Here is a 26,526-nt window from a genome sequence, read left to right as displayed (position 1 = left end):
GCGTCGGCAGAAGGCCCTGCTGGTCAACTCGGGGGAATGCTCGGCTCCGGCTCGTCCGGTTGACTGGCCACCACCATCACCTCGGCCACCGCGTGCAGGCCGGTGTTGGCCAGCACGTAGGCCGCCGAGCTGCCGGTGGCCGCGTGCACGTGCAGCCGGCAGCCCGCGGTGCTGGCCTGGTGGGCCAGCTCGAAGAGCAACGTCACCCCGGCGCTGGAGAGGTGTCCGACCTGGGACAGGTCCACCGAGAGCGGGACGGTGCCGCCGCAGGTGAGGTTGGCCAGCTGGCGGCCGAGCACCTCGGTGGCCGCGCCGTCCAGCTCGCCGGAGAGCCAGGCGTGCACCCGTTCCCCGATGTAGGCGGTGCGCAGGTCCGCCCCCGCGGGCAGCCGGTTGGCCTCCTGAGGCGCGCCGAACCCGCTGAGCCCGCCCTCGTCCTGTTCGGCCACGTCCAGTCCGCGCAGCCGGTGCCGCAGGCAGACCGAGGTGCCGTGTTCGGTCGGGGACACCCGCAACTCGTCAACGCACTGCCGCATCAGCAGCAGGCCGCGGCCGCGGGAGCCGCGGTCGTGCCGGGGCGCGACCCAGCCGCCCTGGTCGGTGATGTCGACCTGCACGGTGCCGTCCGGGTCCAGCCTGGCCCGGAACTCGACCTGGCCGACGGTGCCGGGCGGATAGGCGTGCTCGATCGCGTTGGTCATCGCCTCACCCGAGGTGAGCTGCAGGATCTCCACGTCCTGCTGGCTGGCCCCCGCCGTGCCCAGCCAGTCCTGGAACTGCCTGCGCACCGGGCGCAGCTGGTCCGGCCGCGCCGGCACCACCATGGTCAGCGGCGCGGGCGCGCTGGGCCGCAGCCGGGCGGCCAGCAGCACCGCCTCGTCGCGCAGCTGCCGGGAACCGGCCAGGTCCTCGATGATGGCCCGCCCGGCCTGTTCCACGGTCAGCCCGGACTCGGTGAGCCGGGCCGCGGCCGAGCGCAGCAGCAGGTGCGCGTTGCGTTCGGCGTCCGGGCCGGGCAGCCAGAGCAGTCCGTTGGTGTGCAACAGGACCGTGTCGGCCTCGGTGAGCTGGGCGGTCTGCGCGCGGTAGCCGCCGTCGCCGTAGCCCAGCGGGGCGCCGCCGGTGCGGGCCAGCGCCCGGCTGCCGCCGTCGGCGCCGATCAGCAGCGGCGGCGGGTGGCCCGCGGTGACGTAGTCCAGGCGCAGGCTGCCAGGGTCGAGCACGGCCAGGCTGGCGGTGCTGCCGCCCGCGCCCGCGGTGCGCCCGGCGAAGCGGCCCAGGTTGGCCATGACCTCCTCCACGCCCATGCCTGCCAGCAGGTAGGCCAGCAGCGCGCCGCGCAGCCGGGTCATCGCGCCCGCGGTGTCCTCGCCCTGCCCGACATCGCCGACGGCCAGCGCGATCCGGCCGCCGTCGAGCGGGATGGCCTCGTAGAAGTCGCCGGCGGCCGCGGACAGGCTGGCGTTGACCCGGTGCACCCCGGCCACCGCCACCCCCGGCACGGTGTGCGCCTCGGCGGTTTCCCCGCCGGAGCGCAGTGCCTCGGCCACATCGGCCAGCACGACCAGCACCGCGGAGTCCCCGCCCAGCAGCGGGGTGACCGCGCCGGCGTGCAGGTCCAGGGTGACCCGGGTGGCCTGACCGGTGAGCGCGGCCTCGGTGACCGCGGCCCGGAGTTCCGGACCGCCGAAGGGCCCGGCGCCGTGCGCGCGGGCGGCCGCGTTCGCGCCGAGAGGCTGGTTGCGCAGCCCGTCGACCAGCCAGACCAGCAAGGGCGCCGACTCGAACGCGGCGAGCGCGGTCAGCCCTACGTTCCGGGACATCCCTTCGTGAGGGTCGCCCAGTTGCTCTGTCACGTTCAGTGCCCCAAAGGTGGTGCGTGCACGTTCCCCAGTGTCGTCTACCCACTGGGATTCGATGCTAAGCCTCGATACCGAGTGGATCGGTGTCCGTGTCGAGGTAGCTGGCGATGAGCCGGATCAGGTGCTCGGTGTCCACCGGTTTGGTCACGTAGTCGGTGGCCCCGGAGGCCAGGCTCTTCTCCCGGTCGCCCTTCATCGCCTTCGCGGTGACCGCGATGATCGGCAGGTCCTCGTACGCCGACATCTCCCGGATCGCGGCCATGGTCGCGTTGCCGTCCAGCTCGGGCATCATGATGTCCATCAGCACCAGCGCGATGTCGTCGTACTGCTCCAGCGCGCGCACCCCGGCCACCCCGTTGTCGGCGTAGACCACGTGCAGCCCGTGCAGTTCGAGCACGCTGGTCAGCGCGAAGACGTTGCGCAGGTCGTCGTCCACGACCAGCACCTTCTCGCCGTGGAAGCGCACCGGGTGCTCGCTGCCGCCGTCCTCCTGCGGCACCCGCACCCGCACCGGCAGCGGCGCCCTCGGCGGCACCGGCACCTCGGCCTCGAACGGGTCGCCGTTGCCGGATCCCGCGGCCAGGGACCGGATCACCGGCTCGGCCGGCGGTTCGACCCGCACCGCGGGCACGGTGATCTCGTTGGGCTGCTCCACCGGCAGGATCAGGGTGAAGGTGGAGCCGTGCCCCGGCGCGCTGCGCACCTGGAGTTCGCCGCCCAGCAGATCGGTCAGCTCGCGGCTGATGGACAGGCCGAGGCCGGTGCCGCCGTACTTGCGGCTGGTGGTGCCGTCGGCCTGCTGGAACGCCTCGAAGATCACGCCCAGCTTGTCAGCGGCGATGCCGATGCCGGTGTCCTGCACAGCGAAGGCGACCAGCGAGCGCTGTCCGCGCAGGGCGGAGCGGCGCACCTCGGCCACGTCGGCGTTGCGGATCTCCAGCCGGATCCGGCCCTCGTGGGTGAACTTGACCGCGTTGGAGAGCAGGTTGCGCAGGATCTGCTGCAGCCGGTGCTCGTCGGTGTGCAGCACCTCGGGCACGGCCGGGTCGACCAGGACGGCGAAGTCCAGGCCCTTCTCCACGGTCAGCGGGCGGCAGAGCGCCTCGACGTAGCGGACCAGTTCGGTCACGGCCACCTCGGCCGGCTGCAGCAGCAGGTGCCCGGCCTCGACCTTGGTCAGGTCCAGGATGTCGTTGATCAGCTGGAGCAGGTCGCTGCCCGCGTCGTGGATGGTGCGGGCGTAGTCGACCTGCTTGTCGGTGAGGTTGTTCTCCAGGTTGTCCGCGAGCAGCTTGGCCAGGATCAGCAGGCTGTTCAGCGGGGTGCGCAGCTCGTGGCTCATGTTGGCCATGAACTCCGACTTGTACTTCGAGGCCAGCGAGAGCTGCTGGGCGCGTTCCTCCAGCTCCTGCCTGCCGCGTTCGATCTCGATGTTCTTGATCTCGATATCGCGGTTCTGGGTGGCCAGCAGGGTGGCCTTCTCGGCCAGCTCGGTGTTGGAGCGCTGGAGTTCCTCCTGCTGCGCCTGGAGCTGTTCGGAGCGGGCGCGCAGTTCCTGGGCCAGCCGCTGGGACTCGGCCAGCAGCAGGTCGGTGCGCGAGTTGGCCAGGATGGTGTTGACGTTGACGCCGATCAGATCCCGCAGCTGTTCGAGGAGGTCCTGGTGCACGCTGGTGAACTCGCTGACCGAGGCCAGTTCGATCACGCCGAGCGTGCTGCCCTCGAACAGCACCGGCAGCACGGCCACGTTGACCGGCGCGGTGGAACCGAGTCCGGAACTGATCCGCAGGTAGTCCGGCGGCGCCCCGGACACCATGATCGTCTTCTTCTCGATGGCGACCTGGCCGATCAGCGACTCGCCGAGGCCGAAGCGCAGTGGCTCCTCGGCCTGCGCGCGGTAGCCGTAGCCCGCGGTCAGCTCCAGCACCGTGTCCTCCTCCTCCAGCTGCCTGGCGAGGAAGAACGCGCCCTGTTGCGCGGACACCACCGGGGTCAGCTCACTCATGATGAGCTGTGCCACGGTGGCAAGGTCGCGCTGTCCCTGCATCAATGAGGTGATTCTGGCCAGGTTGGTCTTGAGCCAGTCCTGATCCCGGTTGGCCGTGGTGGTGGCCTTCAGGTTGCCGATCATCTGGTTGATGTTGTCCTTCAGATCGGCCATCTCGCCCTCGGCGTCGACGGTGATCTGCCGGGTCAAATCGCCCGCGGTCACCGCGGTGGCCACCGCGGCGATGGCGCGGACCTGGGTGGTGAGGTTGCCTGCCAGCTGGTTCACGTTCTCGGTGAGCCGCCGCCAGATGCCCGCGACGCCTTCCACCTGGGCCTGACCGCCGAGCTTGCCGTCGGTGCCGACCTCGCGGGCGACCCGGGTGACCTCGGCGGCGAAGGAGGAGAGCTGGTCCACCATGGTGTTGACGGTGGTCTTCAGCTCCAGGATCTCCCCGCGCGCGTCCACGTCGATCTTCTTGGACAGGTCGCCCTTGGCCACCGCGGTGGTGACGATGGCGATGTTGCGGACCTGGGCGGTCAGGTTGTCCGCCATGAAGTTGACGTTCTCGGTGAGGTCCTTCCAGGTCCCGGCCACGTTGGGCACGGTGGCCTGACCGCCGAGGATGCCCTCGGTGCCGACCTCGCGGGCGACCCGGGTGACCTCGTCGGCGAAGGCGCGCAGCGTGTCCACCATGCTGTTGATGGTGGAGGCCAGCGCGTTGACCTCGCCCTTGGCTTCGACCGCGATCTTCTTGGACAGGTCGCCGCCGGCCACCGCGGTGGCCACCGTGGCGATCGAGCGGACCTGCACGGTCAGGTTGTCCGCCATGACGTTGACGTTGTCGGTCAGGTTCTTCCAGGTGCCGGCCACCCCGCGGACCTGCGCCTGACCACCCAGCTTGCCGTCGGTGCCCACCTCGCGGGCGACCCGGGTGACCTCGTCGGCGAACGCGGAGAGCTGGTCCACCATCGTGTTGATGGTGTTCTTCAGCTCCAGGATCTCGCCACGGGCGTCCACGGTGATCTTCTGCGTCAGGTCGCCCTTGGCCACCGCGGTGGTCACCTCGGCGATCGAGCGCACCTGCGAGGTCAGGTTGTTGGCCATGAAGTTCACGTTGTCGGTCAGGTCCCGCCAGGTGCCCGCGACCCCGGCCACCTGCGCCTGACCACCCAGCCGCCCGTCGCCGCCCACCTCACGCGCGACCCGGGTGACCTCGTCGGCGAAGGAGGAGAGCTGATCCACCATGGTGTTCACGGTGTTCTTCAGCTCCTGGATCTCCCCGCGCGCGTCCACGGTGATCTTCTTGCCCAGGTCGCCCTTGGCCACCGCGGTGGTCACCTCGGCGATGGACCGGACCTGCGAGGTCAGGTTGTTCGCCATGAAGTTCACCGACTCGGTCAGGTCCCGCCAGGTCCCGGCCACGCCTGGCACCTGCGCCTGACCACCGAGGATGCCCTCGGTGCCGACCTCTCGCGCGACCCGGGTGACCTCGTCGGCGAAGGAGGAGAGCTGGTCCACCATGGTGTTCACGGTGTTCTTCAGCCCGAGCAGCTCGCCGGAGACCTCGACGGTGATCTTGCGGCTCAGATCGCCGGTGGCCACCGCGGTGGTCACCTCGGCGATGTTGCGCATCTGCGAGGTCAGGTTCTGCGCCATGAAGTTGACGTTCTCGGTGAGGTCCTTCCAGGTCCCGGCCACGCCAGGCACCTGGGCCTGACCGCCGAGGCGGCCCTCGGTGCCGATCTCGCGGGCCACCCTGGTGACCTCGCCGGCGAAGGTGCGCAGCGTGCCGGTCATCGAGTTGAGCGTGTCGGCCAGCGCCGCCACCTCACCGCTGGCGTTCACCGTGATCTGCTGGGTCAGGTCGCCGTTGGCCACCGCCCCGGCCATCGAGGAGATGTCCCGCACCTGACTGGTCAGGTTGGAGGCCATCAGGTTCACCGAATCGGTGAGCGCCCGCCACTGCCCGGCCGCGCCCGGCACGTCGGCCTGCGCGCCCAGCTTGCCCTCGGTGCCCACCTCGCGCGCGACCCTGGTGACCTCGGAGGCGAACAGCGAGAGCTGCGACAACAGCCCGTTCACCGTGGTCGCCAGCCGGGCGAACTCCCCGCGCAGCGGCCGCCGCTCGGTCTGCTCGGTCATCCGCTGGGACAGGTCGCCCTGGGAGGCCGCGGCCAGCACCCGGCTGAGTTCCTCGGTGGGCTGCATGAGGTCCTCGATCAGCCCGTTGACCTCGTCGATGGCCTGCGCCCAGCCGCCCTGCGGGCCGCCGTCGCCACTGGCCAGCCGCTCATGCAGCCGACCCTCCTCGGCCACCGCCTGGCGCACCCGGACGAGTTCCCCGATCAGCCACTGCTTGCGCGCCGCGACCTGGTTGAACACCTCCGCGATCCGGGCCGAGGTGCCGTTGGTGCCCGCCACCAGCCGTCGACGGAAGTTCCCATCCCGCAGGTCCTCCATCGCATCGAGCAGTCGCTCGAGGAACGGCTCGTCCACGCCGGCCTCCTGGTCCTGTGTCGATCGCAGTCGGTCATCGGTCCCCGAGTCAGGGGGTGCCTCGTGGATATCGGCCGGCGGGCGTCGGAGTCCAGCTTGTTCCTGGCAAGGCGCCGTGGTGGCCTCGTACCGATGTTGTACGTGGCCGCCGCGGCAACGCGGCCAGGGACGAGCTGGGCCCGACGACCGTCGTTCGAGATCCACGAGGTGCCCCCTTAGCCTCCCATGCCGAGCCGTGCGTCACGACCGAGCGGTGCACGGTCACCGGGCGCGGCTAGACTGATCACCCGATCCCTGTCCTCCAGCGAACGGGAAGTGCTCGCGGTGAGCTACCCGGAACGCCCGCCCACGGCACACGTCCCCAGCGTGGAAACGGGGATGTGGCAGGCGCTGCTGGACGGGGTCGAGGACGCCGTGCTGGTGCACGACGAGCACAACGTCATCCACCTGCTCAACCAGGCCGCGGCCACCCTGTTCCCCAAACTGCACCCCGGCGCCGCACTGGCCGAGCTGGACATCCGGGTGCTGACCGCTGGCCAGGCCAGGGACACCGAACTGGTCGAGTTCCAGCACGACGGCCGCAGGCTCAAGGCCCGGCACCGCCGTCTCGGCGAGACCCGCTACGCCTGGTACATCCACAACGTCACCGACGAGATCGACCACGTGGCCGAGCTGCTCGTGCAGCGCTCCCAGGTCGGTTTCCTGGCCGAGGCCAGCCGCCAGCTCGGCTCCTCGCTGCAACGCGGCCGCACCCTGCGCTCCATCGCCCAGCTCGCGGTGCCCACCCTGGCCGACTGCGCCACCGTGCTGCTGCCTGCCCGGCGTGGCCTGTTCGAGTGGTGGCGCTGCTCGGCCGCGGCCAGCCCACCCGACCGCGGCCGGGCGGGCCGCCGGGTCCTGCGCACCATGCCCGGCCTGGCCGAGGCCCTCACCGGCACCGCCACCGAACTCGACCCCGCGCAGCTGCCCCCGGACGCGGCCTGGGCCTTACCCGAGGCCGCCGAGGGCTTCGGCCAGATCCTGCTCGCGCCCATGACCCACGACTCGCGCACCGTGGGCGTGCTGGTGCTGTCCCGGCGCAAGGCCAGAGGCGGCTTCCAGCCTGACGAACAGGCCCTGATCGAGGACTTCACCACCCGCGCGGCCCTCGCCCTGTCCCAGGCCGCCAGCTACGCCGAGCAGGTCAACACCTCCGCCACCCTGCAGGCCGAACTCATCCCGCCGCCGCTGCCCTCGGTGCCCGGCGCCGTGCTGGCCGCCTGCTACCGCCCGGCCAGGGAACCGCTGCGGGTCGGCGGCGACTTCTACGAGGTGCACCCCCGCCCCGACGGCAGCGCCATGTTCCTGCTCGGCGACGTCTGCGGCAACGGCGTGGAGGCCGCCGCACTGGCCGGCCGCGTCCGCCACTCCCTGCACGCGCTGCGCCTGGTCGAATCCGCCCCCGCCCGGCTGCTGCACCTGGTGAACCAGGCGGTGCTCTCCCACGGCGGCAACAGGTTCACCACCATGCTGGTCGGCTCCATGACCCCCGAACCCAGCGGCGAACTCGAACTCACCCTGGGCGGCGGCGGGCATCCCAACCCGATGGTGGTGCGGACAAACGGGGCCGTTGAGGAAATCGACGTCCCCGGCGCCCTGGTCGGAATCCTGCCCGACGCCCGATTCGGCGAAACAACCCTGACGCTGGCCCCCAGCGAAGTCTGCGTCCTCTACAGCGATGGTGTGACCGAAGCCAGAGGCGGCGCCACCGGCCGCGAACTATTCGGTAGCGAACGACTGAAAACAGCGCTGCGCGAGTTCGCCGGACTACCCGCCAGCACCCTCATCCACCGGGTGGAACAACGCATCGACGCCTGGCTGGACGGCCGGGACCACGACGACATCGCCCTGCTGGCGGTCCAGGCGGCGCCGATGACCACGGCGGAACTCAGCTAATCGCGAGCCGGAATGCTTTAAAACCAAATCATTCACTCAGCCGATCACCGGCGTTCACATATAAGAACCCGACGACGCGGAGCAGCCCGGCGGCGGGAGCTAAAAGGAAATAGTCTTGGCTCCTGTGAAAATCAACCCAACCTAAGGCCGTTGTCCCTGCCCGCATATCCCCGCACAATGACCCCCGCCGCAACACAAACCCGCCGCGCCACCGCCAACCGCCACCCTGCGGAGGGGTCATGCCCACCACCGCCAGCAACATCACCGCCACCCGCAGCACCGCCGCCGGCTCGACCACCCGCCCGCCGCGCACGCAGGCCAATCCGGAATCCACCGCCACCCGCCTGGCCAAGGCCCTGCACACCGGCCCGTTCAGCCTCGCCCTGCGCCTGGCCGTCCGCCAGTCCGGCCTCAGCCTCGAGCGCCTCCAGTCCCACCTGCACTCCAGGGGCACCCCCGCCAGCAAAACCGCGCTCAGCTACTGGCAGCACGGCCACACCCGGCCCGAACGCCCCGAATCCCTGCGCGCGGTCACCACCCTCGAACAGCTGCTCGGCCTGGCCCCCGAGGCCCTCACCTCCCTGCTCGGCCCGCGCCGCCCGCGCGGCCGCTGGCTGCACCACCACTCCGGCACCCTGCCGCCGGACCGCGCCTGGGCCCGCCCGGACGGCCTGGCCCGCGCCCTGGCCCACCTGGACGCCCGCCCGGAATCCCTGCACCACCTCAGCCGGGTCGCCACCCACCTCACCGTCACCGTGGACGCCACCCGGCACATCACCTCGATCGCCTACCACCACCTGCTGCGCGCCCAGCGCGACACCGACCGCTACCTGGTCGCACTGCGCTCCGACCACGCCGAGGGCCCGCTCCAGCTGCCCGAATCCCGCGGCTGCCGGCCCGGCCGCCAGCGCGCCGACGACACCACCGGCTTCCGCGTGCTGGAACTGCTGCTGGACCGGCCGCTGCGCGCGGGCGAACTCACCGTGCTGGACTACACCCTGCTGCCCGGCAGGCTGCCCGACGCGGAACACACCGTGCGGATCGGCCAGGCCGTCCGGGACCTGTCCGTCCAGGTGCAGTTCGCGCCGGGCAACCTGCCTGCCAGGGTCGTGCGCGGCTACCGCCACTCCGTCGGCGAACCGGACACCGTCGCCGAACTCTGGGTCGGCGCCAGCCGCACCGCCCAGCTCACCGAGGTCGACCCCGCGCCGGGGATCTACCGGGTGAGCTGGGACTGGTTCTAGCGCTTGGCGTGGCAGGTGCCGGTGAACGAGTCCTTGTAGGACTGTCCGCTCACCGGCACGAAGTCACCCCGGTAGCTGGTCCCCGACAACGTCAGCTTCAGCACCCCGTTCGACTTGGCGTCCTTGGCGTCCACATTGGGCAGATCCCGGCTGAAGTTGTAGTTCGACTTGCCACCGGTGCCGACCAGCACCTGCCGCAGCCCGGCGGAATCCGCCTTGCCCTGCGGATTCTGCGGGGCGAACCGCTGGTAGTTGTGGTCGTGCCCGACCAGCACCAGATCCGCCTTGGCGTCATAGAGCGCCTGCCACAGCGGCCTGGCCTTGGTCTCCCCGGTGTGCGAGCCCAGGGTGAACAGCGGGTGGTGCCAGTACGCCGCCACGCACTGCTTTGTGTTGGTGCGCAACCGATCCTTGAGCCAGCTCAGCTGCGCGGCACTGTCGATCTTGCTGAAGTTGCTGTTCAGCGCGATGAACTTCCAGTTCCCGATTTCCCAGTCGTAGTAACCCTTCGAGCGGTCGCCTGCCCGTCCGTTCTGGACGCCGACCCCGTTGAAGTAGTCGAAGTACCCGGAGGCCTTGGACGTGTTGTACTCGTGGTTGCCCGGACTCGGATAGGTGATCGTCTTGTACTTGCCCCAGGTCGGGTCATAGCGGGTCCGGTACTCCGACAAGGTGCCGCTGTCGTAGGCGTTGTCGCCCGCGGTCAGCACGGCGGAGGGGTTGATCTGCCCGACCACGGCGGCGGTAGCCTTGCAGTTGGACCCGCAGATGTCTCCGGCCGCGACCACGGTGACATCGGCCGCGGGCGCGGCGGCGGCGGCCGCGACCGGTGCCACGAGTGGAGGACTAGCCTGGGGGGCAAGGGAAACCGCGCCCAGGCCCAATACCAGGGCACCGCCTAACGCGTAGGCGGCCAGGGGATGGCGCATCTGGTCAGCTCCTCTTTCTGGTGGTGGGAGGTGCTTTCCCACCGCACCGTATTGCCCGCTCGCGCACTTTCCACGGCCGGAACGCGCACCCGGTGTATTCCCGGAACACCCACCCCGCCGACCTGCCCGAAGGCGCCGGAAACCCGGACCGTTCCGAGAATTGCCGCCACGGCTGAACAGCGGTTTCCCCAGCTCACCGGCCCCGCCGGCCCGCGGGCGCCGCGCATACTCCCCGGCATGGGACAGCATGGGACCGACAGCGACCTGTCCACAGTGGACTCCGACGCCCGGGTGGCCCGCCGGGTGCGGCTGGTCGTCGCCTGGGTGCTCACCCCCGTGATCATCCTCGCGGTGACCGCCATGGTGCTGCTGTGGCCCGACCGCGGCGGCATCGTGCAGGACGTGCTCGACGCGCCGCGCGGTGCGGGCACCGTGCAGGAGATCACCCCGTGCACGGTCGCCCCGAAGGACTGCGACATCGCCACCCTCGCCCTCACCGACGGGCCGGGCGCGGGCAGCACGGTGTCCGCGGTGGTGCCGCGGGCCAGCGGCGTCAAGGTCTCCGTCGGACAGACCGCGCTGGTCGCGCACTACCCCACCCGGCTGGTCGAATGGGAGCGCTACGAGGTCGAGGGCCCGGACCGGTCGCTGCCGCTGGGCCTGCTGGCGCTGGTGTTCTGCCTCGCGGTGATCGCGCTGTCCCGCTGGCGTGGCCTGGCCGCGCTGGGCGCGCTGGGCCTGTGCCTGGCCGGGCTGACCGAGTTCGTGATGCCCGCGATCATCCACGGCGCCAACCCGTTGCTGGTCGCGGTGGTCGGCGGCACGGTGATCATGGTGGCCGCGCTGTTCCTCACCCACGGCTTCAACGCGCGCACCGCGGTCGCCGTGCTCGGCACCGCGGCCGGCCTCACCCTCACCGGCGTGCTCGGCTACGGATCACTGGAGATGGCCGGGATCACCGGGCTGGGCAGCGACAACGTCGGCTTCCTCAGCGGCTACCTGGAAGGCGTCGACCTACAGGGATTGCTGCTGGCGGGCCTGGTGATCGGCGCGCTGGGCGTGCTCGACGACGTCACCGTCACCCAGGCCACCGTGGTCTGGGAACTGGCCGCCGCCGACCCGAGTGCCAGTCGCGCCAAGCTGTTCAGCGCGGGCCTGCGGGTCGGCAGGGCACACGTGGCCTCCACGGTGAACACCCTGGTGCTGGCCTACGCCGGCGTGGCACTGCCGCTGCTGATGCTCTTCGCCATCCGCGGCATGCCCGGCCAGCACGTGATCTCCAGCGCCGCGATCGCCGAGGAGGTGGTGCGCGCGCTGGTCGGCAGCCTGGGCATCATCGCCGCGGTGCCGCTGACGACGCTACTCGCCGCCCTCGCCGTTGGCGGGCGCGGTGCCGCTGTCGTCGAGGTGCCGGAGCAGGATCCCCTCCCGGAGACCCCACGGGCAGATCTCCACGCGGGGCACGTCCAGTAGTTCCAGCAGGATCCGGGCGAGGACCGCGCCGGCCACGATGGTGCGGGCGCGGGCCACCGAGATCCCGGGCAGCGCGGCGCGTTCGGCGGTGGTCATCCGGGCCAGCTTCGGGATCCAGCGCCGCAACTCCCGGTATTCCAGCACCAGCGGCCCTTGCGCATCCGGCGCGGCGGTGAGTTTGGCCAGCTGGGTGAAGATCTTGGACACCGCGACCACGAGCTGCGGATCCGGCTGTTCCCGGAACGCGGCAATCGTTGGCGCTAGCACTTCGCGCAGCCGCCGCCGCAGTTTTTTGACCTCCTGCGCGGTCGGCGGGTCCTGGCTCAGGTACCGGCGGGTGAGCCGCCAGGCGCCCAGCGGCAGCGAGACCGCCAGCTCCGGCTCCTCGCCACGCCCGATGGCCAGTTCCACCGTGCCGCCGCCGATGTCCAGCACCAGCATCCGGCCGCTCTGCCAGCCGTACCAGCGGCGCGCGGCCAGGAAGGACAGCCCGGCCTCGGCCTCGCCGCTGAAGAAGGACATGTCCACGCCGGTGGCGCGGCGGATCAGCTTGCACGCCTCGATCCGGTTGGGCGCGTCCCGCACCGAGGAGGTGCCGAAGGGGACCAGTTCGGCCACCCCGTAGGCCTCGGCCTCGGCCACGCACTCCTGCACCGCCTGCACCAGCCGGTCCAGCCCGTCCGGGCTGATCACCCCGTGCCGGTCGATGTCCTCGGACAGCCCGATCTGCGCCTTCACCGTGTGCAACGGCGCGGGCGAGCCGCCCGGGTAGACGTCCACGACCTGCAGGTGCGCGGTGTTGGACCCCACGTCGAGCACCCCGAGCCGCACCGCCTGGGAGAGGGGCGTCGGTTCGTCAGTCGTCCTGCTCACCCACACCCTCCTTCACTACCCGGATGATCCGATCGACCAAGGGATCCTCGAACAACTCCCGCACGGTCGTGGGAAGCGGTATCCGCCAGTTGGGATAGACGTCCACGGTGCCCGGCAGGTTGGGCTGACGTGGCTCACGCAACACGTCATAGGGCGAGATCAGCACGAACCGGCTGGGCGTGGCGGCCAGGAACGCGTGCATCGCGACCACCACCTCCTCCTCGTCCGGTTCTCCTTGCCCGCCAAGGAATCCCTCGGCGCGCAACAGTCCGATCAGCTCGTCCCGGTCGGCCGCGGCACGTGCCGCCTCGTCCTCGACGGACCCGGCGAGCACGCCAAGCTCCGCGCGCACCCTGACCTGTTCGCCACGCAGGAAACCCGCCGCCGTCGGCAGGTCGTGGGTGGACACACTGGCGGCCGCCTCCGCGGGCCAGCGCGCGCTCGGCAACATCGGCTCACCCGTGGTGTCGGCATCCCGCTGGAACCACAACACCGCCGAGCCCAGAATGTTGTGCTCTCGCAGGGAATCGGTGACCTGCGGCAGCACCGTGCCCAGATCCTCGCCGATCACCACCGCACCGGCGCGCACGGCCTCCAGCGCGAGGATGCCGAGCATCGCCTCTGGATCATAGTGGACATAGGCGCCGCGTTTGGGCGATTCGCCCGGTGGCACCCACCACAACCGCCACAGTCCCAGAATGTGGTCGATCCGGATCCCGTCGGAATGCCGCAGCACGGCCCGCAACATGTCCCGATAGGCGGCGTACCCCGTGGCCACCAACCGATCCGGCCGCCAGGGCGGCAACGCCCAGTCCTGCCCCTGCTGGTTGAACGCGTCCGGCGGCGCCCCCACGGTCACTCCCGCCGCGAGCACGTCCTGCAAGGCCCAGGAGTCGGCTCCCTCCGCGGCCACCCCCACCGCGAGGTCGTGCACCAGTCCCACGGCCATCCCGGCTTCGCGCGCGGCCGCCTGCACCCCACCCAGCTGCCGCGCGCACAATTCCTGCAACCACACGTGGAAGGCCACCCGATCGGCCAGTTCCACCCGAGCCGCCGCCACCGCGGGCGAGGACGGGTGCCGCAACTCGACCGGCCAGCTCCGCCACCGAGCCCCATGCCGTTCAGCCAAAGCGCAGAACGTGGCGAAGTCCAGCAGCCCGGCCTCAACCGGCTCGCCGGACCGCTCGGCCAACGGCCACAACACTTCCAGCGCCGCGAGCTTGCTCTCCCACACCGCCGCGTAGTCGATCAGCTCGGCGTCCCGGGCCGGCCGGACCGCGTCAACCTCAAGCCGCACAGCGGGTTCCGCCGCCCGGTACTCGGCGAGATCCTCGATCCGCAGGTACAGCGGATTGGCGAACCGCCGACTCGACGGCGAGTAGGGCGAAACCTCCACCGGCCGCACCGGCGTCACCGCGTGCAAGGGGTTCAGCAGAACGACATCCGCCCCCCGGGCCCCCGCCAGCCCGACGAACTCGGAAAGATCGGCGAGATCCCCAACCCCCCAGGATCCGTTCCCCCGCAACGCGTAAAGCTGCAACATCCAACCCCAGGCCCGCGCGGGCCGGGGCAACGAGCCAGGCGCGACCACCAACGTGATCTCCGCGCCGTCAACCCGCAAAGTGTGCCACCCCAACGGCAAATCCCCCGGAACCCCGTCCGGCAGAACCCGCCGACTCCCATCCTCCAGGATCAGCTCGGCGGCACTGCCCAGCGCCAGCCCCCGCCCCTCCCGAAGCACCAGCGTCCCCGGCAACACTCCCGCGTCAACCCGAGCCCGAGCCGAGGCCAACCCCGCCCGAACCGCCTCCGCGCTCGAAGCATCCACCCCAAGCTGGGCCAGCACCGCGACCACGACATCGGCCTCGATGTCGACCCGCCGCCGCCCACTCCCCTCGTACCAGGTAGACACCCCGTGCGCCTCGGCAAGTGCGGCCAACTCGGCGTTCACGGGCCTCCTTCTGTTCACCTGTCCGTTATTTCCACTTTCCCAGCAAACCAGTCCAAGACCGTCATCAATTTGACGATTTGAGCGAATTTCTTACGTCGAACGGCCCACAACCCACCCAGAGTTCACCCAAAGTGACCACCGGTAGTCCCAACCCACCGACCACGTCTACGCCGAACGCGCGTGGGCCCCAACCGATCGGTCGGGACCCGCGCGCGTCTCGAACCTCAGATGCCCTGCCAGGCGCAGAACGGGACGTCCGCGCCCGCCCCGCTCTGCCGCCGCATCCGCACGCCGCCATCCGCGGTCAGCGCGCACACGGTCACCACACCCGCGTCGTCCACGACCGCGGTGTGCTGATCAACCTGACCGCCAGACAGATCCGTCCAGTCGCCGTAGCCGACGTTCGGCCCGTTCTGCCTGACCACCTTCACCCCGGTCAAGTAACGACCGAACAGCGTCACCCGCGCGTCCGCCCCGTTCGGCGCAGTCACCGCGGCCAGACCGTCCCGCACCCCCATGCCCTTGAGGTCGACCCAGTCCTGGTTCCACCCGCCGTTGGGCTCGGCCTGGTAGTAGGTGCTGACGCCACCACCACCGTTGCGCAGGAAGATCCGCAGCCGCCCATCGGCGTTCCGCGCGACCACCGGCACACCGACCTCCGCCGCGTTCGGCGCACCCGCGTTCGGACTGCCGAAGTCCTGCCAGAGTCCGGCCCACCCGCCAAACCACCCCAGCCCGCCAGACCCGCCAAGCCCTGTCAGGCCACCCCACCCGCCAGACCCGCCAGCTTGCCCTGCCTATCTCACCCGCCCCGCCTACTCCGCCCGCCCCGGCTGCCCCGCCCGCTCCATCCCACCCGAGCCCCCCACACCCGAATCCACCGCCAGCCCCGCGCCCCCAGCCCCGGTCCCTCCCCCTCCCCTGTCCGCACCCGCACCCGCACCCGCACCCGCACCCGCACCCGCACCCGGCAGATCATCAAGCTGCTCAACCGCCCAAGCCGCCCAGTCCCGAATCGCCGCGAAATGCCGCCGCCCCAACTCCGCCGCGATCCGCCCGAACGCCGTGTTCTCCGGCCCGGACATCTCCTCGATCTTCTCGATCTCCTCCCCGATCGCCAAGATCTCCCGCTCGCTGTAAGCGATCTCCTCCCGCAACAACTCCTGCGCCGCCCCCGGCTCCAACGCGGTGATCAAGAAGATCCGCAACAACGCCTTGTTGCGCACCGTGTTCACCGTCTCCAGCCGCCCCTCCCCCAGCCACGCCTGGAGTTCGGCCCGCCCCGCCTCGGTGACCACGTAGTCCCGCCGCCCGCGCGCCCCCTCCGCCACGGCCGCGACCAGCCCATCCTCCGCCAGCTTGTTCAGCTCGGTGTAGATCTGGTTGTGCCGCGCGCTCCAGGCATACCGGCCGATGCTGCCCTCGAAGTGCTTGGCCAGGTCGTAACCACTGGCCTCGGGACGCAGCGCCAGCATGCCGAGCAGGGCATGACGCAGGGACATAACCGTTCCTCACCTCGCAAGATCGCCCCGAGCCTAGACGCTCACCCACCCCAGGCCCCGCGACCTCGCCATCGCCCCGCGCCGCCTCGGCGAGACGGGGCTGGGCTGGGCTGGGCGGGCGTTGGGTCGACGTTGGGTCGACGGGGCGACGCCAGCCACAGGCAACTGCCGCGAGTGCCCCGCCCTGCACACCCGAGCCCCGGCTCATCGGGCCCCGCCACGGGTCAGGCCGAGCCCAGCCGATCCGATCCGATCCGGGCCGATCCTGGCCCAGCCGATCCGGGCCGGGCCAGGGCCAGCGCCGAGCCATGCCTGGCCACCCGGGCCGCACGCCTGGCCGGCCCGCTCGCGCGCCCGGTCACCCCATTCACGCCCGGTCACCCAATGCGCGCCCGGCCTGCCCGTTCACACCCGGGCGTCGGCGCTGGACCTGGCCCAGCACCGTTCACGCGCCCGGAGTGCGCGTTCTCCCGGAGCCGGTTCGCCGGGAGCCTGTTCACCCGGCACCCGGCACCTGTTCACCCCGGGGCCGGCTGGGCCGTGTTGCTTCCCGTGGCCCGCGGGTGCCGTGGTCCCAGCCGCGATGCTCCCCGCCGCCGCCCGCCGCTTCCTCTGCGGAACGCTTTTCGAGCCGAAAAGGTTGCCTCGACCCCTCGACCAATCTGACCCAAGCACCAGCCGCCGCAAGTATCCGCAGGTCAAACAGTATCCCACAGCCCCCAAGAAGCCCCACAACCCCAAAACCCATGCAGCCAGTCCCCACCTCACACCACCCACCTCGCCCACTCACCTCACACCACCCACCTCGCCCACCAACTCCTCCCCAACCCTCACCCACCCCCTCCAGCACTCCAACCTTGACATGTCAAAAATGACACGTCATAAATGAACTATGTCCAACACCACCACCCGCCCAACCTCAGGCCCCACCCCAACCCCCGAGAGCCCCACGACCTCCAGCACCTCCACCCCCACAAACCACACCCCCACCACCCCCCTCCACCTCTCCGGCGCCATGGCCCCCGTCCCCGACGAACACACCACCCACACCCTCCCCACCACCGGCGCCCTCCCCCCAGAACTCACCGGCCGCTACTTCCGCAACGGCCCCAACCCCCTCCCCGGCTCCCCCGCCGGTCACTGGTTCACCGGCGCCGGCATGATCCACGGCGTCCGGATCAGTGACGGCCGCGCGGAGTGGTACCGGAATCGCTGGATCAAGACCCCCGCCGCGACCGGTGACGACCGCCCCTTCCTCCGTGAGGACGGCACGGTCGACCTCACCGCGACCTCCGCCAACACCCACGTCATCCCGCACGCCGGCCGCATCCTCGCCCTGGTCGAGGCCGGACTCCCCTACGAACTCACCCCGGACCTCGACACCGTCGGCCCCTGCGACTTCGGCGGGCAACTCACCACCGCCATGACCGCGCACCCCAAGGAAGACCCGATCACCGGGGAACTGCACTTCTTCGGGTACTCGCTGCGGCCGCCGTTCCTGACCTACCACGTGTTGTCCGCGGCGGGGGAACTCATCCGCAGCACGCCGATCGACGTGCTCGGGCCGAGCATGATGCATGACTTCGCGATCACCGCGAACCACGTGCTGTGGCTGGATCTGCCGATGACCGCCAATCCCGAACTGATGGTGACCGGTGGGATGCCGTTCGCTTGGAACGACAACTACCCGGCGCGGATCGGGGTGATGCCTCGAAACGGGTCCAGTGCCGACGTGCGGTGGATCGAGATCGATTCCTGTTACGTCTTCCACGTGGCCAACGCGGCCGAGAACCCGGACGGCACCATCGCCTTCGACGCGGTGCGCTACACCCCGGCGATGATCCAGAAGGTCTGGCATGGCATCGGGGGGCACGCGGAGCTGACCGACGCCCAGGCCAACGCTCCCACTTCCTTGCACCGCTGGGTGTTGGATCCGGTGCGGGGGACGGCGCGGGAGTCGGCGCTGGGGGCGGAGTCGGTGGAGTTTCCGACCATTGACGATGGGCTCACCGGGTTGCCGAACCGGTTCGTCTACACCGTGGGCAGCAATCTGGCCGGTGGGGTGCGCGGGATCGTGAAGTACGACCTGCGGGACGGGTCCACCGATCGGCATCTGCTCGAGGACACCTGGCAGCCGGGGGAAGCGGTGTTCGTGCCGGCGCAGGACGGCGACGCGGAGGACGCGGGGTGGTTGTTGTCGGTGATCAGCAGTGACACCGGTGCGCCATCGGAACTGCTGGTGCTGGACGCCACCGACCTGGCGGCTGGGCCGGTGGCGTCCGTGCACCTGCCCCGCCGGGTGCCGTCCGGATTCCACGGATCGTGGATCACCGACGCGGAACTGGCGGGTTGAGATCCGAGCGGGGCGACTCCCCAGGGCCGCGGCGGGACCGGCCCCGGGGAGCTGCCTCGCCCTCGCGTCTCCGCGAGGGATTTTCTGGCGGCCGAAGGTCCTCGGTGACCTGTCCCTAACCTGCCCGCAACACGGCGAGCCGTCAATAGGTCTAGACCAAATTAGCCCGATCTGGACAGTGCGCCCCGACCTGACAGACTGCTGTCCATGGCAGAGCGCAGGCCGCCCACGCTGGCACTTTCCGACCTGCACCGCAGGCACGGGAGCGGTCCGCGCAGCGTGCACGCGTTGCGCGGAGTAACCCTGACGGTCGACCCCGGACGGCTGGTAGCGGTGATGGGGCCCAGCGGTTCGGGCAAGTCCACCCTGCTGAACCTGGCGGGCGGACTCGACTCCCCCACCGCGGGCAGTGTGCTGATCAACGGGCGGGACCTGGCCACGCTGCGCGCCGCGGAGCTGGCGGCCTTGCGGCGCAACACAATCGGCTACGTCTTCCAGGAGTACAACCTGGTGCCCGCGCTCACCGCAGCGGAGAACGTGGCCTTACCCAGGGAACTGGACGGGATTCCGGCCCGCACCGCGCGGGCCGAGGCGCGGGAGACCTTGACCCAGCTGGGCATCGCCGACATCGGCGATCTGTTCCCCGATCAGCTCTCCGGCGGGCAGCAGCAGCGGATCGCCATCGCCCGCGCGGTGGTCGGGCCTCGGCAGCTCATCCTGGCCGACGAACCCACCGGCGCGCTGGACTCCGACAGCGGCGAGGCGGTGCTGCGGCTGCTGCGGGCCCGCTGTGACGCGGGGGCGGCCGGGGTGCTGGTCACGCACGAGGCCCGCCATGCGGCGTGGGCCGATCAGGTGATCTTCCTTCAGGACGGGCGGCTGGTGGACGAAACGGGATACACGCTGGACCCGGAGTCCCTGCTCAGCTGAGTGGGGCGGTTTCGCGTGACTGTCGTCACCCGTTCTGCCCTGTCCGGTCGCTCTCCAAGATCCCTAGGCTCGGCAGCAGTCGAGTGCTGGGGAGAGTTGTGGTGCCACAGGGCAGGGTCGCGGCCATCGAATGCGGCGCTGACTCCATCCAGCTGCTGGTCGCCGATCTGGCGGCCGCGGACGGGCAGGGCCTGACCGAGGTCGCCCGGCGGTTCGAGCCGCTGTGCCCCGGCGAGGAGGCGTTGCCCAGGACCCGCGCGGTGCTGGCCGACTACGCCGAGGTCATCGCCCGGCTGCAGGTGCACCGGGTACGCCTGTGCGGCACCGGGGCGGATGAGTCGCTGGCCGCGATCGCGCTGGACACCCTCGGCGTCGAGCCGGACACGCTGACCGGGGCCGAATGCGCCCAGCTGGCCTTCGCCGGCGCGGTGGGCGATCTGCCCGGCGCCGGGCAGGTGAGCCACCTGGTGGTCGACATCGGCAACCGCAGCACCCAGTTCGCCCTCGGAATGTCCACTGTGGACCGCATCGCCTCGGTGGACCTGGGTTGCGCGGCCATCGCGGAACGCTATTTCCAGCACGATCCGCCTGCCGAGGAGGAGATCGAGCAGGCCAGGCAGGACATGACCTTCCTGGTCGACCACGCGCTGGCCGCGGTGCCGGGCTGGCGGACCGCGCGGCTGGTCGGCGTGTCCGAGTCGGTGGCCAGCATCGCCGCGTTCGTGCTGGGTGACCGGCCGGGACCGGAGCAGCCGTTGCACCACGCGGTGATCACCGAGGAGGAGGTCAGCGTGGCCACCGCGGAACTGCTGACCATGCCGGCGGACACCCGCCGCGCCCTGGTCACGCCCTATCCGCACCTGGCCGACGTGCTGCCGTCCTGCGCACTCGCGGTGCAGTTGCTCATGCAGCGAGCGGGCCAGCAGCGTCTGATCGTGAGCAGGCACGACATCCTGCACGGCCTGGCCCGGTACACAGGATGAGCCCGATCACCAGCAGCCACAGGTTGAACGGATAACTCGCCAGTCGTTCCATCGCGCCCGCGCCGAGCCCGAAGTAGAGCACCGGCACCGAGTACTGGCCTGCGGAGAACAGCATCGAGGCGATCACCGTCACCCCGGCGATCAGGTAGCCGAACGCGCTGATCCAGCGGGCCTGGTCCACGATCGCCAGGCTGACCAGGAAGATCGCGATGCCGCCGATGGGCAGGTGCAGCGCGGAGATCAGGTGCACGGTGCGGCTGATGTTCTCCGGCACCAGCCCACTGAGCGCCTCCAGCACGCCGGTGGTCAGCATCAGCACGTACGCGGTGCCGCCGGCCCAGCCGCCCGGCCACAGCCCGCGCAGCAGCAGCGCGCCGCCGATCACGCCCAGTCCGGCCAGCACCAGCGCGGTGTTCATCAGCGGGTACAGCGGTGAGCAGACGAACTGCGGTGGTCCGTGCGATTCCAGGAACAGCCCGCAGTCGGTGTTGCCCAGGTGGCTGATCAGGTCCTGGTCCCAGGTGTAGGGCGTCTCCCAGGCCGCGGCGGCCACCAGTTGCCCGCCGACGCACAGCAGCGCCGAGCAGAGCCACAGCAGCGCACCGAGCACGACCATGGCACCCACTATGGCCGGTGCGCGCCTCCCGGTGCGGGAGGCGCGTCACACTCGGGGCCTACTTGAGGTGGTTGGCCGCGTCGGCGAAGAACTGTTTGACCGCCTCGTCGATGCTCTTGCGGCCGAAGACGACCTCCTCGTTGAGTCGCTGCATCAGCTTGTACACCGCGCCGTCGCCCTTGGGCGGGGGTGGCGGGGCATCGCCGAGGTGCGGGTCCAGCGCGGTCTCGTAGTCATAGACCTGCCGGTCCGCGCCCTGCAGGGTCTGCGCGACCTGGGCGCGGATCTTCAGGTTGGGCGGCAGGCCGCGGGTGGCGCCGAGGATCTTGCCAGCCTCCTCGTCGTTGAGCAGGAAGTCGACCAGCTTGAGCGCGGTGGCCTGCTGTTTGGTGCGGGCGAACACCGAGAGCAGCTGGGAGGGCTTGCGGTACTGGCCGAGCTGCTTCGGGTCGTCGCTGGGGTAGGGCGCGAGTTTCAGCTCGCCGGGCCGGATCGCGTGGTAGCCGCCGAAGATGCTGTCGTAGCTGTGTTCGGTGGCGGTGCGCCTGCGGCCCAGCGGGGTTTGTTCCGGGCCCTGGTTGAGGCCGGAGGTCAGCTCCACGTGGTTGAACGCGCCCGCGGCCCGGAACCTGGCGGCCAGCTGCCAGAACGCGCGCAGGTCGGCCTCGCCGAAGGCGAACTGGCCGTCGGCGGTGTAGAGCTGTTTTCCGTGCTGCCGCAACCACATCTCGAAGACGTCCTCGGTCCCGGCGAAGTCGGTGGCGCCTGCCACCTGGCCCTCGCTGAGTCTGGTGGCCTGGGCCAGGTAGTCCTGCCAGGTCCAGCCGAGCTTCGGTTCCGGGACACCCTTGGCGGCGAAGGGTTTCGGGTCGTAGACGATGGTGGTGGCGTTCTGCGCGAACGGCACCCCGACCTGCTTGTCCTTGACCTTGCCGGAGCCGATCAGCCCCTGGTTCCAGTCCGCGGTGCGGATCTGCTTGCCCAGACTGGCGGACAGGTCCAGCAGCACCCCGCGACCGGCGTACTCGTTGAGGTAGCGGTAATCCATCTGGATCACATCGGGCGGGTTGCCGCCCGCGGTCTCGGTGGCCAGTTTCTCCCAGTAGGCGCCGAAGGCGGTGAACGTGGTGTCCACCCGCACGCCCGGGTTTCGCTGCTCGAACAGGCGGACCGCGCGTTCGGTCAGGGTGGCCCGGTCCTGGTTGCCCCACCACACGAACCGCAGCCGGGTCTCCCCGTCCGCCGCCCCGCCACCGCAGGCGGCCAGGCCGAACACCAGTGCCAGCACCGAGAGCAGTGCCAGTTTCCTCATAATCGAACCCCCAGATCGGTGGTGCGCACCGGTGCGCCGGTGACCAGGCTGCGGTTGGCCGCGAAGCCGGTCAGCAGCGAGCGCGCGCCTGCCAGGTGGTCGGCGCGCTTGCCGGTGGGATCCTCGGCGGCCGGGCCGAACAGCGCGGCGCACAACCGGCGGTCCGCGGTGGAGTGCCCTTCCTCGGCCGACATCGGCAACTGCTGCGGTGGCTGCCAGAACTTGCGCAGCCACAGGCTGCCGTGCGGTTGGCCGCCCGGATCGGCCTCCACCACCTCCAGTTCGAGCCTGCCGTGGCTGCCGTTGACCATCACCCGCACGCCCTCCCACGGCGAGTAGGCGGTCAGGTGGTAGGTCAGGGTGGCCCCGGAGTGGTAGCGGGCGAGCACCGCGAGATCGTCCTCAATGGACACTCCGGGGGCGAAGACGTCCTGGTCCCTGCGGTAGCCGTCCTCGTGCCGGGCTTCCTGGTACAGCTCGCGCAGCCACGGGTCCTCGTCCAGCGACAGCGTGAAGGGGGCCGGGTCGTGACCGTGTAGCTTGGCGTTCTCGGGTCCGTAGAAGAACAATCGGCCCTGGGCGTAGACCTCGGCCGGTTCGGAGTCGAGCCACCAGTTGATCAGGTCGAAGTGGTGGGTGGCCTTGTGCACCAGCAGTCCGCCGGAGTTGGCCTTGTCCCGGTGCCAGCGGCGGAAGTAGTCCGCGCCGTGCCGGGTGTCCAGCAGCCACTCGAAGTGCACCGAGCCGATCTCGCCGATCTCCCCGGCCGCGATGATCTCGCGCAGCCGCTCGAACACCGGCTGGTAGCGGTAGTTGAAGGCCACCGTGACCTCGCCGCCGGTGGCCGCCACCGCGTCCAGGATGCGTTGGCAGCGCGCGGGATCGGTGGTCATCGGCTTCTCGGTGACCACATTCCGGCCCGCGTTGAGCGCGGCCACGATGTACTCGTCGTGGGTGCTGTCCACTGTGGTCACCAGCACGGTGTCCACGGACTCCTTGTCCAGCATGGTCAGGAAGTCCGTGGCCGGGTACTCGGGCACGGGGTCCGCACCGAGCCCGGAGAGCCGCCGGTTGTGCGCGGCCATCCGGGTCCGGTTGACATCGGCCAGTGCCACCAGTTCCGCGGTCCCGGCGTGTTCGACGGCCAGGCCGTGCAGGAACGTCGAGGCCCGGTGGCCGGCGCCGATGAGTGCGTACCGCTTGCGGGTCAAGGGATCCCTCACAGGTGGCAGGTCAGTACGGGGTCGGCGAAGTCGCCGCGGTCGAACTGCACGCCGTCGCCGCCGTCGGTGATCACCAGCTTGAGGTAGCGGGCGCCCTTGAGGTCGGCGGACAGTTGCACGGCGTCGTCCCGCCAGGTGCGCAGGCCACTGTCGGCGACCTTGCGGCCGTCGGCCCAGATCTCGAAGGTGGCCGAGCCGAGCTGCCGTTCGTCCCGTTCGTCGTCGATGCCGACGGTGGTGCGCAGGCTGTCGCAGCGGCCGTTGAGGTAGTAGGTGAGCGTGCTGGGGGCGTGTCCGCCGAGGCCCTTGGCGAAGCGTTGTCCGTTGATGGTCAACGGTTTGCCGTCGTTGCCGCGGTAGCTGCCGTTGGACATGTCGCGTTCGATCGGGCCGTAGCCGCCGGATTCCACCGCCGAGCGGATGTCACCGAGGCTGCTGACCGTGCCGGGCACCATGGGCGGCACGATGAGTTCCTGTTCACCGCCCAGTTTCACCTTGCTCGCCCCGGCCCAGGCGTACTCCAGGCCGTTGTGCAGCTTGGCGAAGCCGTCGGGTGCGGTGGCCGGCACGGTGACCTCGTAGACCGCGCGCACGGTCTCGCCGGTGCGCAGCAGCCAGCGGCGGTCGGTGCGCACCAGCCGGGCGTGCCACTTCGGCGGCACGGCCAGGGTCAGCTTGGGCTCGAAGACCGGGGTGCGGGCCAGGTTGGTGGCGAAGACGCCGACCTGGAAGCTGCGGCCTGCCGGGGTGAGGTTGGCCGGGATGCCGGGGACGGGCGAGTCCAGTTCCAGGCCGGTGCTGACCGCGGGCTGCTGCCAGGACCAGTCGTGCCCGGCGGAGATCCGGTACATCGCGGTGGCGTGCGGCGGGACCACCGCGGAGACCTCGCCCGCGGTCTGGAAGTTCTTGTGCTGCCACAGGTCCCGCACCTTGTAGCCGGCGCGCTGGGGCAGGCCCAGTTCGGCCGCGGTGGCCCCGATCTTGGCGGCCACCTCGGTCTCGTTGAACAGCGCCACCGCGATATCGCCGTTGGCCAGTGGCTTGACGAAGGTCCAGCGACCGTCCTTGTTGGACAGTACCCGGCCCTGCTTGCCGAGCTTGTCCTGGTCGATCGCGATGACCTCGCGGTTGTTCAGGATGTCGAAGGTGGCCGGGGTGACCTTGCGCAGGTCGGCGCCGATCAGCAGCGGGGCGGCCATGATCGACCAGAGGCTGAAGTGCGAGCGGTACTCGGTGTCGGTCATGCCGCCGTTGCCGACCTCCAGCATGTCCGGGTCGTTCCAGTGCCCCGGTCCGGCGTACTTGTCCAGCGGGGCGTTCTTCTTGAGGATGTCGACCATCTTGGCCCAGGTGTCGGTGATGTCACCGGTGGTGCGCCACAGGTGCCCGACCTCCTTGCCCCATTCCCACGGCTTGTTCTCGCCCCACTCGCACAGCGAGTAGACGATCTTGCGCCCGGTCTTCCTGATCGCGTCGCGCATCTTGGTGTAGCGCTCGATGGCCGGGCGGCCCTGGTTGTTGCAGTTGTCGTACTTGAGGTAGTCGACCTCCCAGTCGGCGAAGGTCTGGGCGTCGATCTCCTCGTGGTCCAGGCCGCCGGGCATGGTCTTGGCGCAGGTGACCGTGCCGGCGCTGGTGTAGATGCCCAGTTTCAGGCCGCGGGCGTGCACGTAGTCGGCCAATGCCTTGATACCACTGGGAAAACGCTCCGGGTGGTGGGTGAGTCGTTTGGTCACCGGGTCCCGTTCCGGCGCGGCCCAGCAGTCGTCGATGTTGACGTATTCGTAGCCGGAGTCCTTGAGCCCCTTGCTGATGAACAGGTCGGCGGTGTCCCTGATCAGCTTCTCGTCCACCGCGCATCCGGTGGCGTTCCAGTTGTTGAAGCCCATCGGCGGGGTGAGCGCCTGCCCGTCCGGTAGCGCCGCCGCCTGCTGCGGCAGCGCCACCAGGAGTCCGAGCACGGTGCCCGCCGCGCCGATCGTCGCGATCAGCTTGCGCGCCAACCTGTTCACCGCTACTCCCTTGCTGTCACTGGAGGATGTAACCCTTGTAGCCACGGATGAGCTGGTAGCAGTCCTTGAGTCCGGCACTCTCGATGCTGCGGTAGATGCCCCACTTGGGGCGCAGGTAGTTCTTGTTGCGCCACATGTCCACCGCGGTGGTCCGGTAGTCCTGGACCACCCGGCCGCCGTCCTTGATCACCCAGCGCACGTAGCCGCCGCTGTTGACCGCCTTGACCTCGAACTCGATGTCGATCCACTTGTTCTGCAACGGGGTCAGCGGCACCGGCGAGTGCACGGTGTTGGAGTCGTCGTCGCGCAGCGTGAGCATCTCGATCTTGGGGCCGTTGCGCTCGCGCAGGGTCATGGTGATCAGCGGGCCGCCGACGTCCTGCACCTTCATCTGGAAGATGTGACTGAACTTCGTGGTCGCCGTGAGCGCGCTGGGAATGTAGGTCTGGTAGGTGATCCGCCAGGTCTGGCCTTCCTGGATCTTGTGCAGGGTGCCGCCGCTGCGCATGCCCTTGGACTCGTTGCGCTGCCGGTCGGAGCCGTCGCGGTCCCTGGTGTGCATGTCGAAGCGCCAGTGGTCGGCCAGCGCGTGGATGTGCTTGACACCCTTGTGCGAGCCGGATCGGTCGTCCTCCAGGCCCTCGAAGGCCTGCAGTTTGTCCACGGCTGGGCTGGGGTTCCAGCGCAGCGCCCAGTCAGCGGGGCGGGGTTCGACCGCGCTGGTGTAGGCCGGGGTGGCCAGTGCGGGTAGCGGGGTGGCCAGCCCGCCGGCGGCCAGTGCGCCGAACGCGCCCAGTTTGAGCGCCTTCCGGCGGTCGATGCGGTTGGGTTCCTCGGACATG

18 protein-coding genes are annotated in these 26,526 nt (G+C 70.2%); 6 read left to right on the top strand and 12 right to left on the bottom strand.

Annotated elements, in window-relative coordinates; genetic code table 11:
• Window positions 1-23 precede the first annotated feature (23 nt).
• Both HNR67_RS17600 and HNR67_RS17595 read right to left on the bottom strand, forming a co-directional pair.
• On the bottom strand, window positions 24-1,823 hold the full coding sequence (locus HNR67_RS17600; protein ID WP_185003341.1) for a SpoIIE family protein phosphatase: 1,800 nt from the start codon (window positions 1,821-1,823) through the stop codon (window positions 24-26).
• Window positions 1,824-1,920: 97 nt separating this feature from the next.
• Entirely contained in the window at window positions 1,921-6,348 is a 4,428-nt protein-coding gene (locus HNR67_RS17595; RefSeq protein WP_425554131.1) for a HAMP domain-containing protein, read from the bottom strand.
• Between the two features lie 324 nt (window positions 6,349-6,672).
• Between HNR67_RS17595 and HNR67_RS17590 the strand changes: the two genes are divergently transcribed.
• Together HNR67_RS17590 and HNR67_RS17585 are read left to right on the top strand one after the other, a co-directional pair.
• Window positions 6,673-8,283: a PP2C family protein-serine/threonine phosphatase gene (locus HNR67_RS17590; protein ID WP_185003340.1), complete on the top strand. Its 1,611-nt coding sequence runs from the start codon at window positions 6,673-6,675 to the stop codon at window positions 8,281-8,283.
• A 239-nt stretch (window positions 8,284-8,522) separates the two neighbouring features.
• The gene (locus tag HNR67_RS17585; RefSeq protein ID WP_185003339.1) at window positions 8,523-9,527 is read left to right on the top strand and encodes an XRE family transcriptional regulator; all 1,005 of its coding nucleotides are present in this window, start codon (window positions 8,523-8,525) and stop codon (window positions 9,525-9,527) included.
• Here HNR67_RS17585 and HNR67_RS17580 read toward each other — a convergent pair.
• Window positions 9,524-10,363, bottom strand: coding sequence for a metallophosphoesterase family protein (locus tag HNR67_RS17580; RefSeq protein WP_185003338.1), 840 nt, complete (start codon window positions 10,361-10,363; stop codon window positions 9,524-9,526). The genes HNR67_RS17585 and HNR67_RS17580 overlap by 4 nt on opposite strands.
• A gap of 330 nt (window positions 10,364-10,693) precedes the next feature.
• Here HNR67_RS17580 and HNR67_RS17575 point away from each other — a divergent pair, with 330 nt between their 5' ends.
• Window positions 10,694-11,929, top strand: coding sequence for a YibE/F family protein (locus HNR67_RS17575; RefSeq protein WP_185003337.1), 1,236 nt, complete (start codon window positions 10,694-10,696; stop codon window positions 11,927-11,929).
• Here HNR67_RS17575 and HNR67_RS17570 read toward each other — a convergent pair.
• From HNR67_RS17570 to HNR67_RS17555, 4 genes are all read right to left on the bottom strand, one after another.
• The gene (locus HNR67_RS17570; RefSeq protein WP_221489940.1) at window positions 11,816-12,802 is read right to left on the bottom strand and encodes a Ppx/GppA phosphatase family protein; all 987 of its coding nucleotides are present in this window, start codon (window positions 12,800-12,802) and stop codon (window positions 11,816-11,818) included. The two genes, HNR67_RS17575 and HNR67_RS17570, sit on opposite strands and share 114 nt — an antisense overlap.
• Complete coding sequence (gene malQ / locus HNR67_RS17565; protein ID WP_185003336.1) at window positions 12,786-14,753, bottom strand: 4-alpha-glucanotransferase; 1,968 nt, start codon at window positions 14,751-14,753, stop codon at window positions 12,786-12,788. Before malQ ends, HNR67_RS17570 begins: the two co-directional genes overlap by 17 nt.
• A 224-nt stretch (window positions 14,754-14,977) precedes the next feature.
• Complete coding sequence (locus HNR67_RS17560) at window positions 14,978-15,403, bottom strand: hypothetical protein (RefSeq protein WP_185003335.1); 426 nt, start codon at window positions 15,401-15,403, stop codon at window positions 14,978-14,980.
• A 165-nt stretch (window positions 15,404-15,568) separates the two neighbouring features.
• Window positions 15,569-16,255 (bottom strand): PadR family transcriptional regulator, encoded by a 687-nt coding sequence (locus tag HNR67_RS17555; RefSeq protein WP_221489939.1) that lies wholly within the window; start codon window positions 16,253-16,255, stop codon window positions 15,569-15,571.
• Window positions 16,256-17,270: 1,015 nt separating this feature from the next.
• Between HNR67_RS17555 and HNR67_RS17550 the strand changes: the two genes are divergently transcribed.
• The 3 genes from HNR67_RS17550 to HNR67_RS17540 all read left to right on the top strand — a co-directional run bounded on the left by HNR67_RS17550 (window position 17,271) and on the right by HNR67_RS17540 (window position 20,521).
• Window positions 17,271-18,608, top strand: a complete 1,338-nt coding sequence (locus tag HNR67_RS17550; protein ID WP_246492539.1) for a carotenoid oxygenase family protein — start codon at window positions 17,271-17,273, stop codon at window positions 18,606-18,608.
• A gap of 207 nt (window positions 18,609-18,815) precedes the next feature.
• Window positions 18,816-19,538 carry an ABC transporter ATP-binding protein gene (locus HNR67_RS17545; protein ID WP_185003333.1) on the top strand — a complete coding sequence of 241 codons (723 nt, stop codon included), beginning with the start codon at window positions 18,816-18,818 and terminating at the stop codon, window positions 19,536-19,538.
• A 101-nt stretch (window positions 19,539-19,639) separates the two neighbouring features.
• Window positions 19,640-20,521, top strand: a complete 882-nt coding sequence (locus HNR67_RS17540; protein ID WP_185003332.1) for a Ppx/GppA phosphatase family protein — start codon at window positions 19,640-19,642, stop codon at window positions 20,519-20,521.
• On the opposite strand, the gene HNR67_RS17535 is transcribed toward HNR67_RS17540, so the two are convergent.
• The 5 genes from HNR67_RS17535 to HNR67_RS17515 are packed head-to-tail and all read right to left on the bottom strand — an operon-like array spanning window position 20,442 to window position 26,525.
• Complete coding sequence (locus tag HNR67_RS17535) at window positions 20,442-21,137, bottom strand: DUF998 domain-containing protein (protein ID WP_185003331.1); 696 nt, start codon at window positions 21,135-21,137, stop codon at window positions 20,442-20,444. The genes HNR67_RS17540 and HNR67_RS17535 overlap by 80 nt on opposite strands.
• 58 nt (window positions 21,138-21,195) lie before the next feature.
• Complete coding sequence (locus HNR67_RS17530) at window positions 21,196-22,449, bottom strand: ABC transporter substrate-binding protein (RefSeq protein ID WP_185003330.1); 1,254 nt, start codon at window positions 22,447-22,449, stop codon at window positions 21,196-21,198.
• Window positions 22,446-23,672, bottom strand: a complete 1,227-nt coding sequence (locus HNR67_RS17525; RefSeq protein WP_312987486.1) for a Gfo/Idh/MocA family protein — start codon at window positions 23,670-23,672, stop codon at window positions 22,446-22,448. Before HNR67_RS17525 ends, HNR67_RS17530 begins: the two co-directional genes overlap by 4 nt.
• On the bottom strand, window positions 23,669-25,684 hold the full coding sequence (locus tag HNR67_RS17520; RefSeq protein ID WP_312987484.1) for an NPCBM/NEW2 domain-containing protein: 2,016 nt from the start codon (window positions 25,682-25,684) through the stop codon (window positions 23,669-23,671). Before HNR67_RS17520 ends, HNR67_RS17525 begins: the two co-directional genes overlap by 4 nt.
• A gap of 16 nt (window positions 25,685-25,700) precedes the next feature.
• Window positions 25,701-26,525 (bottom strand): hypothetical protein, encoded by an 825-nt coding sequence (locus HNR67_RS17515; RefSeq protein ID WP_185003329.1) that lies wholly within the window; start codon window positions 26,523-26,525, stop codon window positions 25,701-25,703.
• Between the last annotated feature and the right edge of the window lies 1 nt (window position 26,526).

This window comes from Crossiella cryophila (genome assembly GCF_014204915.1).
GTDB classification, from domain to species: domain Bacteria; phylum Actinomycetota; class Actinomycetes; order Mycobacteriales; family Pseudonocardiaceae; genus Crossiella; species Crossiella cryophila.
This window is presented reverse-complemented; position numbering and strand designations above follow the sequence as displayed.

Coding starts and splice junctions, on each gene's coding strand:
- HNR67_RS17515 (WP_185003329.1), bottom strand. CDS start 26,525: ATGTCCGAGGAACCCAACCGCATCGACCGCCGGAAGGCGCTCAAACTG.
- HNR67_RS17550 (WP_246492539.1), top strand. CDS start 17,271: ATGGCCCCCGTCCCCGACGAACACACCACCCACACCCTCCCCACCACC.
- HNR67_RS17575 (WP_185003337.1), top strand. CDS start 10,694: ATGGGACAGCATGGGACCGACAGCGACCTGTCCACAGTGGACTCCGAC.
- HNR67_RS17535 (WP_185003331.1), bottom strand. CDS start 21,137: ATGGTCGTGCTCGGTGCGCTGCTGTGGCTCTGCTCGGCGCTGCTGTGC.
- HNR67_RS17555 (WP_221489939.1), bottom strand. CDS start 16,255: ATGTCCCTGCGTCATGCCCTGCTCGGCATGCTGGCGCTGCGTCCCGAG.
- HNR67_RS17545 (WP_185003333.1), top strand. CDS start 18,816: ATGGCAGAGCGCAGGCCGCCCACGCTGGCACTTTCCGACCTGCACCGC.
- HNR67_RS17600 (WP_185003341.1), bottom strand. CDS start 1,823: ATGTCCCGGAACGTAGGGCTGACCGCGCTCGCCGCGTTCGAGTCGGCG.
- HNR67_RS17530 (WP_185003330.1), bottom strand. CDS start 22,449: ATGAGGAAACTGGCACTGCTCTCGGTGCTGGCACTGGTGTTCGGCCTG.
- HNR67_RS17585 (WP_185003339.1), top strand. CDS start 8,523: ATGCCCACCACCGCCAGCAACATCACCGCCACCCGCAGCACCGCCGCC.